Origin of the sequence: Pseudomonas sp. KSR10 (assembly GCF_022355455.1) — a bacterium.
GTDB lineage: Bacteria > Pseudomonadota > Gammaproteobacteria > Pseudomonadales > Pseudomonadaceae > Stutzerimonas > Stutzerimonas stutzeri_E.
This window is the reverse complement of sequence record NZ_JAKOEN010000019.1, coordinates 1,040,320-1,055,767: the sequence shown is the minus strand read 5'-3', so window position 1 is coordinate 1,055,767 and position 15,448 is coordinate 1,040,320. Positions and strand designations below refer to the sequence as shown.

Genomic DNA, 15,448 nt, shown 5'->3' with positions numbered 1-15,448 from the left:
GGCACTACAATCATCTGCCTCGTTTCGCCCAGCTGAAGGACCACACCATGAAACTGTTTCGCTCCACTGCTGTTGTCTTGGCCCTTACCACTGGCCTGCTGGCGATGCCGGCCCAGGCGCAATCGGTGCAGCAGAACGCCAGCGGCGATCCGATGTATACCGTCGAGGCACCCAAAGCCTTTTCCATCGTCGGGGATCTGCTGATCGCCCGCCCGCTGCTGATCGCCGCCACGGTCGTCGGTGCCGGCCTGTTCGTCGTCAGCCTGCCGTTCAGTGCCATGGGTGGCGGCATCAAGGAAACCGGGCAGGCACTGGTGGTCGAACCCGGCGCCGCCGCCTTTGCTCGCTGCCTGGGTTGCACCCGCGTCGGCTACAACCGCCAAGACTGACCCAGGCCAGCAGCATCAGGTCGAACCCTTTACTCGATCTGCCCCCTCGGCTTCGCCGCTTGATCGCGCGCGAAGCCGCGTTGTTTTGAGCGACTGATTCTCTTCGTCGATAAGCCCGTGCTGCAAACTGGTCTGCGGCGAACGCGGGATACATACGACCGCAACGGTCTCGGTGGCGTTCTAGGTTTAAGGGGAGAGCAGAGTCCCGGAACGCAGAAGGCATTGCCGGGTGGTTGGATGCCGATGGAGGGTGTCAGCTTGGCTGACGGGACGATGTGCCCGGCCTCACTGCCCGGGAGCCACGAGGGTTTGCCTATCAAGCCTTGCCGGTGATGATCAGGTACTTTTGCATCAGTTCGTCTTTGCTCTCGACATTGCTTTCGTCGAGCGGGATGCAGTCCACCGGGCAGACTTGCTGGCACTGCGGTTCATCGTAGTGGCCGACGCACTCGGTGCAGAGATTGGGATCGATGACGTAGATTTCCTCGCCCTGGGAAATTGCGCTGTTCGGGCACTCGGGCTCGCACACGTCGCAGTTGATGCAGTCATCGGTGATTATCAGGGACATCCAGCTAGCTCCAGCTACGGCAAGTGCCGTAGCACAGTAAAGACGACGCGCCAATTTTGCCGCATCCGCTCGCCGGGTGCACGCGGCAGTACTTCTCCGCTTGTCGGCAGGCGCGCCTGATGCGCACTGCTGGAAGCTCTAGCGCGAGGCGTAGCGCTCGGTCAGCGCTTTCATCACCGAAGGGTGGACGAACTTGGTGACATCGCCGCCGAGGCGAGCGATTTCGCGCACCAGGGTCGAGGAAATGTAGGAGAACTTTTCCGATGGCGTCAGAAACAGGCTTTCGACGTCTGGTGCCAGTTGCCGATTCATATTGGCCAGCTGGAATTCATATTCGAAGTCGGACACCGCGCGCAGGCCGCGCAGCAGGACGTTGGCCTTCTGCTCGATGACGAAATGCGCCAGGAGCGTGGAGAAGCCCAGCACCCTGACATTGGGCAGATGCGCGGTCACTTCCTGGGCCAGCGCCACGCGCTGCTCGAGCGGAAACAATGGGTTCTTGTTGGGGCTGGCAGCGACCGCAATGATCACCTCGTCGAACAGACGTGAGGCGCGCTCGACCAGATCGGCGTGGCCCATGGTGATCGGATCGAAGGTTCCCGGATACAGCACTCGATTCATCGCGGCGTCCTGACGCATGCGTGGGGGTTGGATGGTAGCGGCTCGGTTGCGGCAGCGTAAAGCCTCAAAGAGGAGGCCCGCCTCAAGCAGCAGTGGGGCAGGGAAGGGGGATATCGGGACGCAGCCTCAGCGTACGAAGAGCTTGTAGATCAATTTCTGCAGCGCCTTGCCGTAAGGCGGGTAGATCAGTCGGGCGGCGTTGAAGCGTTGCTTGACGAATACTCCCTTGGCCTTGCTGAACGTGAGAAATCCCTCATGCCCGTGGTAATGGCCCATGCCAGAGGGGCCGATGCCGCCGAACGGCAGATCGGCCTGAGCGACATGCAACAGGGTGTCATTGAGGCAGACGCCGCCGGAGTGCGTATGACGCAGTACATGGCGCTGCTCGGCCCGGTCATAGCCGAAGTAATAGAGCGCCAGCGGGCGCGGGCGAGCGTTGATGTAGGTGAGCGCCTGCTCGAGGTTGTCGTAGGCCACGATGGGCAGCAGTGGGCCGAAAATTTCGTCCTGCATGACCTGCATTTCGTCGTTCACGTCGAGCAGCAGGCAATGCGGCATACGTCGGTCCTGAACCTGCTCGAACAGCGGTAGTACGTGCGCGCCCTTGGCCTGAGCATCGTCCAGGTAGCCTTGCAAGCGGGCGTGCTGCCGCGGATTGATGATCGAGGTGTAGTCGGGGTTGTCGGCCAGCTGCGGATAGAAGCGTCGCACTGCCTGCCGATAGGCGTCGACGAAGCCGTCGATGCGTGTCCGCGGCACCAGCACGTAATCCGGGGCGACGCAGGTCTGGCCCGCGTTGAACGTCTTGCCGAAGGCGATGCGTTCGGCGGCATCGGCGAGCGGCACGCCGGTCGAGACGATGGCGGGCGACTTGCCGCCCAACTCGAGGGTGACTGGCGTCAGATTCTCCGCCGCCGCGCGCATGACCTGACGACCGACGCTGGTGCTGCCTGTGAACAGCAGGTGATCGAAGGGCAGCTGCGAGAAGGCGATGCCCACATCGGCCTCGCCCAGCACTGCCGCCACTTGATTCTCCGGAAAGATCTGCGCCAGTAGGTCTTTCAGCAATCGGGCCGTGGCGGGGGTGGACTCGCTCATTTTCAACATCACCCGATTACCGGCTGCCAGCGCGCCGATTAACGGGCCGATGGCCAGATACAGCGGATAGTTCCAGGGCACGATGATGCCGACCACCCCGAGTGGCTGATAGACCACTTTCGCGCTGGCCGGCTGAAAAGCCATCCCGACGCTGCGCCGCGATGGCGTCATCCACTGGCGCAGGTGGCGCTTGGCATGCCGGATGCTGTGCAGGCTAGGCATGATCTCGGCCAGCCGTGTTTCGTCCGCCGAGCGGTTGCCGAAGTCCTCGCTTATGGCCTCGATGATCTGCTGCTGATGATTGGCAAGCAGGTCGTGCAGCGCCTCCAGCGCTTGCAGGCGGTTCTCCCCGGTCGGGCTGGGATCGGCATGAAAGGCGCTGCGCTGGCGCTCGAACAGTGATTGCAGGCGGTCGATCTCGAGGCCGAACTGATTCAGATAAGCGACGTCGGCAAGCACGGGTAATGCTCCGGAGCGGAAGGCAGTTGTCGGTATTAGAGCAAATACTCTAGCCTGTCAATTGAGTGCGCGGCCGAGATCGGCGGGTTATCTTTGCCCGCCAGGTTTAGTGCGATGGATGAATCTCCCCTTAATGTCCCCCAAGCCGAATACCCGCCATCGCATTCTTCAGGCCAGCCTGGAACTGTTCAATGCCCAGGGCGAGCGCAGCGTGACCACCAATCACATAGCGACACATCTGGAAATCTCGCCGGGCAATCTCTATTACCATTTTCGCAATAAGCAGATGATCATCGCCGAGCTGTTCGGTCGTTACGAGGCGGATTTCGAAGGGTTCCTGCGGTTACCCGAGGGACGCGCGTTGACCCTCGAAGACAAGACACGGTACCTCGAGTCACTGCTCGCGGCGATGTGGGACTACCGCTTCCTGTACCGGGACCTGGAGCATCTGTTGGACAGCGATGATCGGCTCGCCGCACGTTATCGCCTGTTCGCCAAGCGCCATTTGCTGAGCGCGCAGCGTATCTATCAGGGCTTCGTCGATGCCGGCATTCTCGACATGACGCCATCGCAAGTGGAGGCGCTGGCAATTAACGCTTGGATCATCGTGACGTCCTGGGTGCGATTTCTCTGCAGCATGCAAAGCTCGCCTGATGACGTGCTGGACAAGAACAAGCTGCGCCGGGGCATTTTCCAGCTGCTGATGCTCGAGGAAGGGTTTCTGACGGACCGCGCGCGTCCGGCGGTGTCCGCACTGCTTTCACAGCTTCATGCTCCATTCGCGATGGAACCGTCCGTCAAGACAGCCAAAGGGCAAGAGCCGACGTGATCGTCAGAACCGCTCGCTTGATGGCTGGCAGTTAGCGGCTGGCCAGCCACGCCGGTATCCGCCGCTCCAGGTAATAGCGCGGCTTGAGCGGCGAGCCCTCGACGAAGCCGACATGACCGCCGCGGGCGTGCAGTTCCAGCGTAGTGGATGCTGACAGCTCAGCGGGTTCGGGCACGCTGTGGCGGAATACGAAAGGATCGTCTTCGGCCTGGATCAGCAGGGTCGGAATTCGGATGTCGGGAAGGAAATAGCGGCTCGAGGCGCGGCGATAGTAGTCGCTGGCATCGATGTAGCCGTGCAGCGGTGCAGTGAAGCGGCCATCGAAGTCCCAGAAGGTACGCAGGCCGTGCACAGAGCCGAGGCGCTGCAGCGCTGACAGATGCTCGGTGTTGCCCTGATTGGCGAACAGGCGCTGCTTGTCCTTCACATAGGCCACCATCTCGCGCATGAAATGCGCCTGATAGACCCGCGAAAACCCGAGGCCGATGCGGTCGGCACACTGGTCGAGACGATAGGGTACCGAGACCGCCACGGCCTTTTGCAGCGGCGCAGCCGCGCCCGTTTCGCCGAGATATTTGAGCAACACGTTGCCACCCAGCGAATAGCCCACCGCATAGAGCGGGGCCAGCGGACGAGCCGCCTGCAGATGGGCGATGATTTCGGCCAGATCGTCGCTGGCGCCGGAGTGGTAGGCGCGTGGCAACAGATTGGGCTCACCGGAGCAACCGCGCCAGTTGATCGCGACGCTGGCCCAGCTGCATTTGGCCAGTTGCCGCTGCAGGCCGAGCACATAGTGAGAGTTGGACGAACCGGTCAATCCGTGCAGTACCAACACCAACGGCGCCGCCGGGTCATGTGGACCGTGCCAGTCGACGTCAATGAAGTCGCCGTCGGCGAGCCACAGCCGCTCGCGGCGGCGCTGCAGGGGCAGCGAGCGCCGGCAGAAGGGATTCCAGAGCGTCTGCAGGTGCCCACCGCGCAACCACCAGGCGGGAGAGAAGGTCGCGACTGGCTCGGGTGTAACCACGGTTTCCGGAAAGGTCATGGACACTGAACGACCTCGATGCTGGTTGCGATATATCCCGTGGTTCTGCGTTTTGGCGGAGCGCCGTCACGGCGGGCTTCTACCCTGTTGCTCAGGCCTCGCCACTGCGCTCCCACAGTGCGTAGTGGACGCTGCCGGCCTTCTTCTCGCGATGCAGCCGCCAGTTGCCGGGCAGCCCGAGGCTCGACGGCATGGCTTCGCTCTCGGTATAGATCCAGGCATGCTTGGCCAGCCAGCCCTTGTGCTCCAGCAATTCGCAGGCCGGTTGCAGCAAGTTTTTGTTGAATGGCGGATCGAGGAACACCAGATCGAATGGCGTTGGTGTCTGGGTCTCCAGATATCGCAGCGCATCGCTCTGCAGTAACTGGCCCTGACCGCAGTTCAGCGTATCCAGATGCTTGCGCAGGCTGGCGATGGCGTTGGCATTCAGGTCCAGCGCCAGTGCCATACTGGCGCCACGGGAGAGCGCCTCGAGATAGAGTGCACCGCTGCCGGTAAAGGGGTCGAGTACACGAGCGCCGGACATGTAGGGCGCGAGCCAGTTGAACAAGGTTTCCCGGACCCGATCAGGCGTTGGCCGCAGACCTTCGGCATCGGGAAAGCCGAAGCGCCGGCTGCGCCATTCTCCCCCGATGATGCGCAGCTGCCCTTGGCCCCCGTGGGCGGTTGGACGGATGGGTGGGTTGGCCATCAATGCTCCGGAACGCTACTGGGTTGTTCGAGGGGCTTCTCGCTCGGTGCCGGCAGCGGCTTCTGCTCGACCTGCGGGCCGGCCGTGACGATCACGAAGCCGTCTGGGCTGAGATGCTTGTTCATCGCCGCCTTGACTTGTTCGACCGACAGCGCTTGGACCTGTTGCATGAAGTCTTCGAGGTAGGTCAGCGGCAGGTTATAGAACCCGATGCTGCCCAGCTGGCCGACGATGTCGGCGTTGCTGGCGGTGGATAACGGAAAGCTGCCGGCAATCTCGCGCTTGCTACGTTCCAGCTCGGCCCGGGTCGGGCCCTTCTCGAGGAACTCGGCAACCAGGCGTTGCACCAGCTCCAGGGTCGCCTCGGAGAGCTCGGCCCGGGTCTGAAGATTGATCATGAATGGTCCGTTGGTCTGCATGGGGCTGAAGCCGGAATAGATCCCGTAGGTCAGCCCGCGCTTCTCCCGTACCTCCTCCATCAGACGGGTACCGAAGCCTCCGCCGCCAAGGATCTGATTGCCCAGATAGAGCGCGGCGTAATCTGGATCACCGCGTGGGATGCCGAGCTGTGCCAGCATCAGATGGGTCTGGTTGGAAGGAAAATCGATGTGCGTCAGGCCTGCCGAGGGCGCGCTCGGAACAGGTGGTGCAGGCAATGCGTTTCCTTGCGGCAAGGCGCTGGAGATTTGCTCGGCAATCGCTTCGGCGTGTTCACGGTCGAGATCGCCAACCAGCGCGATTACCGCGTTGCCGGCCGCATAGGCTTTGGCATGAAAGGCGCGCAGCTGATCGGTGTCGATGCCGGGAATGGTGTCCGGTGTACCCTCGCTGGGGTGCGCGTAAGGGTGGCTACCGTAGAGCTGCTCGAACAGCTCGAGGCTGGCCAGCTTGCCCGGGTTCTGCTTCTGGAGTTCAAAGCCAGCCAGTATCTGGTTCTTGATCCGCTGCAGCGAGTCCTCGGGAAAGGTTGGCTGCCCGACCACTTGGCTGAACAGCTGCAACGCCGGTTCGCGCTTGTCTTGCGCGCTAAGGCTGCGCAGGCTGGCGACCGCCATGTCCCGGTAGGAGCCGTTGCCGAATTCCGCGCCGAGGCCCTCGAAGCCTTCGGCAATGGCGGTGACGTCCTTGCCCTCGACACCTTCGTTGAGCATCGCATTGGTCAGCATGGCCACGCCCGGTACATCGCCGTCCTGGCTGCTGCCTGCGGCAAACGTCAGGCGCAGGTCGAACATCGGCAGTTGATGGGCTTCGACGAACAGCACCCGAGCACCGCCTTCGGTCTGCCAGCTCTGGATATCCAGCGTGCGGCGAGCGAGCGGCTGGTCGCCCAATTCGTCCAATGACTGGATGCGCTGGCCTCGTTCGGCCGCTTCCCGGGCGATCGCCTGGCCGGATTCGGCTGGAGTGGTCACGGTCCCGGCCGAGGGGAGCGGGATCTTTGCCGCCGCCTCGCCGGTTTCCTCATTGCAGCCGGTCAGGCCCAGGCCGAACGCCAGCGCCAGAACGAACAGGCCGCGACGCAACAGGTTGCGATCACTCATCGCTGGACTCCTCGGGCAGAACATGGGCAACGCTCAGGCGTGAGCGGGTGAAGAAGGTTCGAGCGGCCTGCTGAATGTCGTCCGGCGTTACCGCCTCGAGCGCGCTGAGCTCTTCATCCATCAGGCGCCAGGACAGGCCGACGGTTTCCAGCTGTCCGATGGTGGTGGCCTGCTGGGTGATGGAGTCGCGCTCGTAGACCAGGCCGGCGATGACCTGGGCGCGCACTCGCTCCAGTTCTTCCGGCGAGGGTGCGCTCCGCTTGAGCTGTTCGAGTTGTTGCCAGAGGCCGGCCTCTACCTCTTCCAGGCTCCGGCCCTTCTGCATATTGGGCGCCGCGCTGAGGACGAACAGCGAGTCGCCGCGGGCGTAGGCGTTGTACCAGGCCGAGGCGCTGGTCACCAGTTCTTCGCCGCGCTCGAGTTGCTGTGGCAGTCGAGCGCTGTAGCCGCCGTCCAGCAGTGCGCTGATCAGGCGCAGGGCATGAATGTGTCGAGGGTTCTCCTCGGTGGCCAAGCTCGGCGTGTTGAACGCCATGATCAGGCTGGGTACCTGTGTCTTCACATGCAGCGTGAGCCGCCGCTCGCCAGGCTCGGCTAGCTCCAGTGGGCGCTTGGCGATGGGAATCGGGTGACTCTCTATCGGACCGAAATAACGCTCTGCCAGCGCCTGTACCTCGTCGCGCGTCACGTCACCCACCACAACGAGAGTGGCGTTGTTGGGTGCGTACCAGGACTGGTACCAGTTACGCAGCTCCTCGACGGTCATGCGATTGAGGTCGGCCATCCAGCCGATCGTCGGGGTGTGGTAACCGCTGGCGGGGTAGGCCATGGCCTTGAAGCGTTCATATGCCAGGGCGCTCGGCTTGTCGTCGGTGCGCAGTCGACGCTCTTCCTTGATCACCTCGATTTCGCGGGCGAACTCGTCTGCCGGCAGCTTGAGACTGGCGAGGCGGTCAGCCTCCAGTTCGAAGGCGACGGCCAGGCGGTCGCGCGCCAACACTTGGTAATAAGCGGTGTAATCGTCGCTGGTGAAGGCGTTCTCTTCGGCGCCGAGCTCGCGGAGAATGCGTGAGGCTTCTCCGGCGTCGAGCTTGCGACTGCCCTTGAACATCATGTGTTCGAGGGCGTGGGAAAGGCCGGTCTGCCCGGGCGACTCGTAGCTGGACCCAACCTTGTACCAGAGCTGGGAAACCACGATAGGGGCTCGATGGTCCTCACGCACGATCACCTTGAGACCGTTGTTCAGCATGAATTCGTGGGTGGGCTGGCCGTCGGCCGCGAGGGCTAGCGGCACATACAGGGCGCCGAGTAGCAGGACGGCGGCGCGGCGTAGCATTAGGGGCATATTCAGGGCTCGTTCAGGGATGAATCCCGCCGCAACGATGCCGGCAGGCGAGAACACGCAAGGCATGGTACTGGCTGCAGAGGTCAGGGCAAAGCGGTGGAACGTCGGATAGCCTCATGCCGTCGGACGGCTGAGCGGCGGCGCTTAGCGCAGGCGGTTGCGCAGTGCTAGGATAGCCCCCGTCTGGCCGGTGGCGTGGCCGCCGGCGTTTCGCCCTCTTGAGAAAATCTTCTCCATGTTTGGTTCCAACGACGATAAGAAGGCGCCGGCTGCGGCCGGCGAGAAGAAAGGCCTGTTCGGCTGGTTGCGCAAGAAGCCGCAGACACCTGCAGCCGAACCACCGCCTGCCGAGCCGCTGGAAGACAGCCAGCCGTTCGCGGACGAACCCGATACCGCTCTGCTCGAAGAGCAATCGAGCGAAGAGCCCCCGCGCGCCGAATCCGACATCGACCAGCCGGAGCCGCCTGCCGCGCCGGAGATCAAGCCGGAACTGCATGCCGAGCCTGAGCCGGAGCCTGCGGTGGAGCTTGTCCAGCCGCCCAAGGAAGTGCCGGAGGCACCGACCCTGGCCGATATCGCCGTCGAGCCGGCCGCACGTCCCGCCGAGATCAAGCTGGGCTTCTTTGCCCGTCTCAAGCAGGGGCTGTCGAAGACCAGCGCCAGCATCGGCGAAGGCATGGCCAGCCTGTTTCTGGGCAAGAAAGCTATCGACGACGAGCTGCTGGATGAACTCGAAACCCGCTTGCTGACTGCGGATGTGGGTGTCGAAGCTACCACGGCGATCATGCAGAACCTCGCGCGGCGGGTCTCGCGCAAGGAGCTGGCCGACAGCGGCGCGCTGTACAAGGCGCTGCAGGAAGAACTGGCCGGCCTGCTCAAACCGGTCGAGCAGCCGCTGACGATAGATGCCGGCAAGCAGCCGTTCGTGATTCTGGTGGTTGGCGTCAATGGCGTCGGCAAGACCACCACCATCGGCAAACTGGCCAAGAAGCTGCAGCTCGAAGGCAAGAAGGTCATGCTGGCCGCCGGCGACACCTTCCGCGCGGCGGCGGTCGAACAGCTGCAGATATGGGGTGAGCGCAACAATATCGCCGTGATCGCCCAACACACCGGTGCCGATTCCGCCTCGGTGATCTTCGACGCGGTGCAAGCGGCGAAGGCCCGAGGCATCGATGTGCTGATCGCCGATACGGCCGGTCGGCTGCACACCAAGGACAACCTGATGGAGGAGTTGAAGAAGGTCCGTCGGGTGATGGGCAAGCTCGACGAGACTGCGCCGCACGAGGTGCTGCTGGTGCTCGATGCCGGCACCGGCCAGAACGCCATCAACCAGACCAAACAGTTCAATCAGTCGGTGGAGTTGACCGGTCTGGCGCTCACCAAACTCGACGGCACCGCCAAGGGCGGAGTGATCTTCGCACTGGCCAAGCAATTCGGCACACCGATCCGCTACATCGGTGTCGGTGAGGGCATCGACGACCTGCGCACCTTCGAGGCGGACGCCTTCGTCAACGCGTTGTTCGCCGAGAAGGGTACGAGCGGAGGTAGCGCCTCGTCATGATTCGTTTCGAGCAGGTCGGCAAGCGCTATCCCAATGGCCACACCGGATTGCACGAGCTTTCATTCCACGTGCAGCGCGGCGAATTCCTCTTCGTCACTGGTCACTCCGGCGCCGGCAAGAGCACCTTGCTGCGCCTGTTGCTGGCGATGGAGCGCCCCACCAGCGGCAAGTTGCTGCTGGCTGGGCAGGATCTGGCACGCATCAGCAATGCGCAGATTCCATTTCTACGTCGTCAGATCGGTGTGGTGTTCCAGAATCACCAACTGCTGTTCGATCGCACGGTGTTCGACAACGCCGCGTTGCCCCTGCAGATACTGGGATTGAACAAGCGTGAGATCGGACAGCGGGTGATGACCGCGCTGGAGCGCGTCAGCCTCAAGGACAAAGCGCTGCAATATCCTTCCGATCTCTCGACCGGGCAGCAGCAACGCGTCGGTATCGCGCGCGCCGTGGTGCACCGCCCGGCTCTGCTACTCGCCGACGAACCAACCGGCAACCTCGACCCGCGTCTGGCAGCAGAAATCATGGGTGTATTCGAAGACATCAATCGCCTCGGCACCACCGTGCTGATTGCCAGTCACGACCTGGCGCTGATCGCTCGCATGCGCCATCGCATGCTCACCTTGCAGCGTGGCCGCTTGATCGGTGACGGGGAGGCCGCTCGATGAGCGCACCCGAGCAAAATCCGAATCCGGTCGAGCGCGCCGGTGGGGTGCGGAACAAGCCCGAGCAGCCCAGAAGCGACGAGCCGGATTTCAAGACCTTGTTTCACGCCTGGCTGGAAAGTCACCGAGCCAGTGTGGTCGACAGCGTCGGCCGGCTGATCAAACAACCGATCGGCAGCTTCTTCACCTGCCTGGTCATGGCAGTGGCGTTGAGCCTGCCCATGGGCCTGGCGCTATTACTGGACAACGTCGAGCGGCTCGGCGGTTCCTGGCAACGTGCGGCGCAGATTTCGCTGTTCATGCAGCTCGACGTGGACGCGCAGCAAGGCCAGCGGCTTCGCGAGCAGATCCTGGCGATGCCGGATGTTTCGGAGGCCAGCTGGATCAGCCGCGAGCAGGCGCTTGAGGAATTTCAGCAGCTGTCCGGGCTTGGCGAGGCATTACGCGAATTGCCGGACAACCCCTTGCCCGGCGTGATACTGGTGACGCCCAACGAGGTCGATCGGGACAACCTCGAAGCCTTGCGCCAGCGCTTGGCGGAGCTGCCCGGTGTGGAGCAGGCGCAGCTCGACCTGCTCTGGGTCGAACGTTTGACGGCTATTCTGAAACTGGGTGATCGCTTTGTTTTCGGCCTCAGTCTGTTGCTGATCGCGACGCTGCTGCTGGTGATCGGCAACACCATTCGCCTGCACATCGAAAACCGCCGTACCGAGATCGAGGTGGTCAAGCTGGTCGGCGGGACCGACGGTTATGTTCGCCGCCCCTTTCTCTACATGGGCGCCTTGTATGGATTGGGCGCGGGGGTGATTGCCTGGTTGCTGCTGGCTTACGGACTGGGTTGGCTGAACGAGGCGGTGGTCGGTCTGGCCGGCTTGTACGGCAGCGACTTCAGTTTGGCCGGGGTACCGGCTGGAGATGGCATGTCGCTGGTTCTCGGCGCCTTGCTGCTGGGCTATATCGGCGCCTGGTTGGCCGTGGCTCGGCATCTGAGCGAGCTGGCGCCTAGATAGTAACTCGTTGATTTATAAAGCTTTACTGAAGCTGTAAGGGAACTTTTCCACAGGCTTGCAGTCTGACCCGGCAGTGCTAAACTGCTGCAGCTTCATGATCGGAGGATCTGCATGACTACTAATCTGCAACCTGTTCAAGCCCTGGTCCCGGGAGGCAATCTCGAGGCCTATGTGCAGACGGTCAACAGCATTCCGCTGCTTACGGTCGAGCAGGAACGCGACCTGGCTGAGCGCCTGTTCTACCATCAGGATCTCGAGGCCGCACGTCAGATGGTGCTCGCCCACCTGCGATTCGTCGTGCACATCGCCCGCAGTTATTCGGGATATGGCCTGGCCCAGTCGGATCTGATCCAGGAAGGCAACGTCGGCTTGATGAAGGCGGTCAAGCGCTTCAACCCGGAAATGGGCGTGCGCTTGGTGTCCTTCGCCGTGCATTGGATCAAGGCCGAAATTCACGAATTCATTCTACGCAACTGGCGCATCGTCAAGGTCGCCACGACCAAGGCCCAGCGCAAGCTGTTCTTCAATCTGCGCAGCCAGAAGAAGCGCCTGGCCTGGCTGAACAATGACGAGGTCGAGCGGGTTGCCGACAGCCTCGGCGTTGAGGCCCGTGAAGTGCGTGAGATGGAGAGCCGGCTGACCGGGCACGACATGGCCTTCGATCCGTCCGCTGATGCCGACGACGACAGCGCCTACCAGTCGCCTGCGCATTACCTGGAAGATCACCGTTACGATCCGGCCAGGCAACTCGAGGATGCGGACTGGAGCGACAGTTCCAATTCCAGCCTGCACGAGGCGCTGGAAACCCTGGACGAGCGTAGCCGGGATATCCTCCAACAGCGCTGGTTGAGCGACAACAAGGCGACGCTGCATGATCTTGCAGCCAAGTATGGTGTATCGGCAGAGCGGATCCGACAGCTTGAGAAAAACGCGATGAACAAGCTCAAGGGTTCCATTCAGGCCTGATAGGGTCTGATCGTTGTCCAGGAGGCGCTGCAACTGCAGCGCCTTTTTTATGCCCTTGAGTCGAGGGTCACTGCGGCTCAGTTCGCCTGTTGCGACTCAGGGAAGATGCCTGGAGCTTTCCAGGGTATCGGTGAGTGCGATCAACAATTGCGCCGCACTGATGGGTTTGTGTAGCCATGTGATGCCAGTGTCGTAGTCGTTCTGCTCGAACTGGCTGGCCGCTGAAATAACGATGATCGGCAAATCCTGCGTATCAGGGTTGGCGCGTACCTCGTCGATCATCTCGCGGCCGCTACCGTCGGGCAGATGCAAGTCGAGTGTCATCGCCTCGTAACGGGTGCTGGCGAGCTTGATCCGTGCCGCATGCAGGCTCTGCACGCGATCGACCGCATATCCGGCGTCACGTAGCATCAGATGCAGCAGTCGGCCGGTATCCGGCTCGTCCTCGATCACCAGCAGGCGAGGCTGACCTTGATCGGTTGCCAACGTGGTCGATTCGACTATCGGCAGCTCGCACCAGAAGGTCGTGCCGCGACCCTCCGCCGTATCGAAGCCGACCCGCCCTCCCATGCGCTCGATGAATTCCTTGGTAATGGCGAGTCCCAGTCCGGTGCCGCCTTTCTGGCGACTGTCGGAAGCGTCCGCCTGCGCGAATTTTTCGAACACCCGAGACTGGAAGCTGGGTGGAATGCCCGGGCCTTGGTCGGTCACGTTGATGCGCACGTGACCGGTATCGGACAGGCTGCAATCGAGGACCACTTCGCCACCTTCGGGTGTGTACTTGATGGCGTTCGACAGGAAGTTGGTCAGCACCTGCTGCAGGCGCAAGCCATCGACCCAGACGTTGACCTGCACCGGATCGTGCAGTACGCAATTCACCCCGAAATGCGCGGCGAAGGCCTGGTTGCTGGCCAGGGCTTCTTCCAGTAATCGGCAGAGCGAGTGCTCGCGCATATCGAAGGACATCTTGCCGGCGGCGATTTTTTCCATATCCAGCAAATCGTTGATCAGGTAGCCCAGGCGCAGGCTGTTGCGATGAGCGATTTCCAGCATCTGCTGCACCGCTGGCGGAACCTCGCCCATCGCGCCGCCAGTGACCAGGCCCAGGGCACCGCTGATGGAGGTCAACGGGGTGCGCAGCTCGTGGCTAACGGTGGAGACGAACTCATCTTTCATTTGTTCGATGCGCTTATGCTCGGTCAGGTCCATGCTGGTGCCGCTGATACGCAGCGGCTGGCCATCCCGATTACGTTGAATGTAGCCACGGATCAGGACCGGTATCAGCTTGCCGCTCTTGTGCTGAAAGCGCAGCTCGGTGGTGAAGTGGTCGACCGCCGAAAGCATGGTTTGCGCCAATTGCTTCTTCGCCTGCGGTAAGTCCTCCGGCGCCATGATCCGTTCCCAGAGTTTCAGATCCGAATGCAACTCGCCGGGGCGATAGCCGAGCATGTGCCAGGCGCGTGGTGACGCGTAGAAAGTTCCCGCATCCAGGTTCATGTCCCAGAGGCCGTCGTTACTGCCCTTGAGGGCGAGGCTGAGACGCTCTTCGCTGAGCTGCAGGGCGCGTTTGTTTTCCCTTATGTGTTCGGTCATTTGTTGGGCCAGCGCCTCGGCACGTCTGCGCCTGAGCGTTAGCGAGGAGGTGAGGAAGAACAGCAGGATACTCAGGCCAGCGCCAAGGCCAATCACCAGCTCGTTGCTGACCTTAAAGAACGCGTCGAACTCCGGTAGGCTCTCCAGGCGCAAGGTCCATGTCTGCCCATACAGATCGAGCCGCACGATTTGGCTGTGTTGAGCAGAGTCGCTTCTGGCCTGATTCCTACTGGCGAAGATTAGGTGCTCGGGCAATTCGTCATCCCCGGCATAAATACGCAGGCTCAGGTTCGGATCGGCTGCGCCGAGAATGCCGCGCATCAGGTCATCCATTCGGTAAGGGCTGTAGACGAACCCCTTGAGTGCCTGCAACCGCTGCCGGGGCGAGCGAATTGTTTCGTCAGGCTGGTACAGCGGTACGTACATGAGAATGCCGGCCTGCGTCTTGCCGTGAGTTTCCTGACGTAACCTGACCTTTCCGGTGATATGGGGTTGTCCGGATTTAGCCGCCTGGAGCATGGCGTGTCGACGCACCGGTTCGGTGAACATGTCATAGCCAAAGGCAGCCAGGTTGCGATCGCGGAAGGGGTCTAGATAGACGATCGGCGTGTGCAGCGAGGCGTTTTCGTCGAGTGGATGTACGTCGTATTCGGTGAAGCCTTCGCTGCGAACGCTCTGGATATGCGCCTCGAGGCCCTCGGGACGTACCGCCTCGGCAAACCCCACACCCTGGATGCCGGGATAGTGCTCGGCCAGGTGCAGGCGCTGATTGTAGGCGCGCCACTGCGCTCGCGAGACCGTATCGCTGACATCGAACAGCCCGGCGGCGCCGAGCAGGACCTGTTCGTGGTCAATCATGCGTTTGCCAATGGCTTCGGTGGTAGTGCGTACGAGAAAGTCGAATTGCTGGGCCGCAGCGCGATCCTCTTTCAACTTGAGGTGCTGAAGAATGGCCAACTGGACCAGCAGGGTGAACGCCAGAACGAGCCAGGCGACGCTGTTGCGTCGGTGGAAGAGTTGTCGCACCTTGTTCGGGGGTGCTTTGGTTGCGGTTACGCTCATGCTCT

General features: G+C 62.1%; 14 protein-coding genes. 6 read left to right on the top strand and 8 right to left on the bottom strand.

Annotated elements, in window-relative coordinates; all coding sequences use genetic code 11:
• Positions 1-47: 47 nt before the first annotated feature.
• Entirely contained in the window at positions 48-389 is a 342-nt protein-coding gene (locus MCB86_RS13750) for a hypothetical protein (protein ID WP_045164035.1), read from the top strand.
• Between the two features lie 316 nt (positions 390-705).
• Here MCB86_RS13750 and MCB86_RS13745 read toward each other — a convergent pair whose 3' ends face one another.
• The 3 genes from MCB86_RS13745 to MCB86_RS13735 form a co-directional block, all read right to left on the bottom strand.
• Entirely contained in the window at positions 706-957 is a 252-nt protein-coding gene (locus MCB86_RS13745) for a YfhL family 4Fe-4S dicluster ferredoxin (protein ID WP_025243441.1), read from the bottom strand.
• Positions 958-1,095: 138 nt separating this feature from the next.
• The gene (coaD, locus tag MCB86_RS13740; protein WP_025243440.1) at positions 1,096-1,578 is read right to left on the bottom strand and encodes a pantetheine-phosphate adenylyltransferase; all 483 of its coding nucleotides are present in this window, start codon (positions 1,576-1,578) and stop codon (positions 1,096-1,098) included.
• Between the two features lie 126 nt (positions 1,579-1,704).
• Positions 1,705-3,135, bottom strand: coding sequence for a coniferyl aldehyde dehydrogenase (locus MCB86_RS13735; RefSeq protein ID WP_239611254.1), 1,431 nt, complete (start codon positions 3,133-3,135; stop codon positions 1,705-1,707).
• 133 nt (positions 3,136-3,268) lie between these two features.
• On the opposite strand from MCB86_RS13735, the gene MCB86_RS13730 reads away from it, so the two are divergent.
• Positions 3,269-3,964 carry a TetR/AcrR family transcriptional regulator gene (locus MCB86_RS13730; RefSeq protein ID WP_239611253.1) on the top strand — a complete coding sequence of 232 codons (696 nt, stop codon included), beginning with the start codon at positions 3,269-3,271 and terminating at the stop codon, positions 3,962-3,964.
• Between the two features lie 31 nt (positions 3,965-3,995).
• Here the strand turns inward: MCB86_RS13730 and MCB86_RS13725 are convergent, their stop codons facing one another.
• The 4 genes from MCB86_RS13725 to MCB86_RS13710 all read right to left on the bottom strand — a co-directional run bounded on the left by MCB86_RS13725 (position 3,996) and on the right by MCB86_RS13710 (position 8,586).
• Positions 3,996-5,009 carry a hydrolase gene (locus tag MCB86_RS13725; protein WP_239611593.1) on the bottom strand — a complete coding sequence of 338 codons (1,014 nt, stop codon included), beginning with the start codon at positions 5,007-5,009 and terminating at the stop codon, positions 3,996-3,998.
• 91 nt (positions 5,010-5,100) lie between these two features.
• Complete coding sequence (gene rsmD / locus MCB86_RS13720; protein WP_239611252.1) at positions 5,101-5,700, bottom strand: 16S rRNA (guanine(966)-N(2))-methyltransferase RsmD; 600 nt, start codon at positions 5,698-5,700, stop codon at positions 5,101-5,103.
• Complete coding sequence (locus tag MCB86_RS13715; RefSeq protein WP_045164031.1) at positions 5,700-7,241, bottom strand: pitrilysin family protein; 1,542 nt, start codon at positions 7,239-7,241, stop codon at positions 5,700-5,702. Before MCB86_RS13715 ends, rsmD begins: the two co-directional genes overlap by 1 nt.
• Positions 7,234-8,586 carry a pitrilysin family protein gene (locus MCB86_RS13710; protein ID WP_239611251.1) on the bottom strand — a complete coding sequence of 451 codons (1,353 nt, stop codon included), beginning with the start codon at positions 8,584-8,586 and terminating at the stop codon, positions 7,234-7,236. The genes MCB86_RS13715 and MCB86_RS13710 overlap by 8 nt, the downstream gene beginning before the upstream one ends.
• A 235-nt stretch (positions 8,587-8,821) precedes the next feature.
• Here MCB86_RS13710 and ftsY point away from each other — a divergent pair, with 235 nt between their 5' ends.
• From ftsY to rpoH, 4 genes are all read left to right on the top strand, one after another.
• On the top strand, positions 8,822-10,147 hold the full coding sequence (gene ftsY, locus MCB86_RS13705) for a signal recognition particle-docking protein FtsY (RefSeq protein ID WP_045164029.1): 1,326 nt from the start codon (positions 8,822-8,824) through the stop codon (positions 10,145-10,147).
• Complete coding sequence (ftsE, locus tag MCB86_RS13700; RefSeq protein ID WP_045164028.1) at positions 10,144-10,815, top strand: cell division ATP-binding protein FtsE; 672 nt, start codon at positions 10,144-10,146, stop codon at positions 10,813-10,815. The genes ftsY and ftsE overlap by 4 nt, the downstream gene beginning before the upstream one ends.
• Positions 10,812-11,822, top strand: coding sequence for a permease-like cell division protein FtsX (gene ftsX / locus MCB86_RS13695; protein WP_045164027.1), 1,011 nt, complete (start codon positions 10,812-10,814; stop codon positions 11,820-11,822). The genes ftsE and ftsX overlap by 4 nt, the downstream gene beginning before the upstream one ends.
• Positions 11,823-11,933: 111 nt before the next feature.
• Positions 11,934-12,788, top strand: coding sequence for an RNA polymerase sigma factor RpoH (rpoH, locus tag MCB86_RS13690; protein WP_045164026.1), 855 nt, complete (start codon positions 11,934-11,936; stop codon positions 12,786-12,788).
• A gap of 96 nt (positions 12,789-12,884) precedes the next feature.
• Here rpoH and MCB86_RS13685 read toward each other — a convergent pair whose 3' ends face one another.
• Positions 12,885-15,443 carry a CHASE domain-containing protein gene (locus MCB86_RS13685; protein WP_239611250.1) on the bottom strand — a complete coding sequence of 853 codons (2,559 nt, stop codon included), beginning with the start codon at positions 15,441-15,443 and terminating at the stop codon, positions 12,885-12,887.
• Positions 15,444-15,448 lie beyond the last annotated feature (5 nt).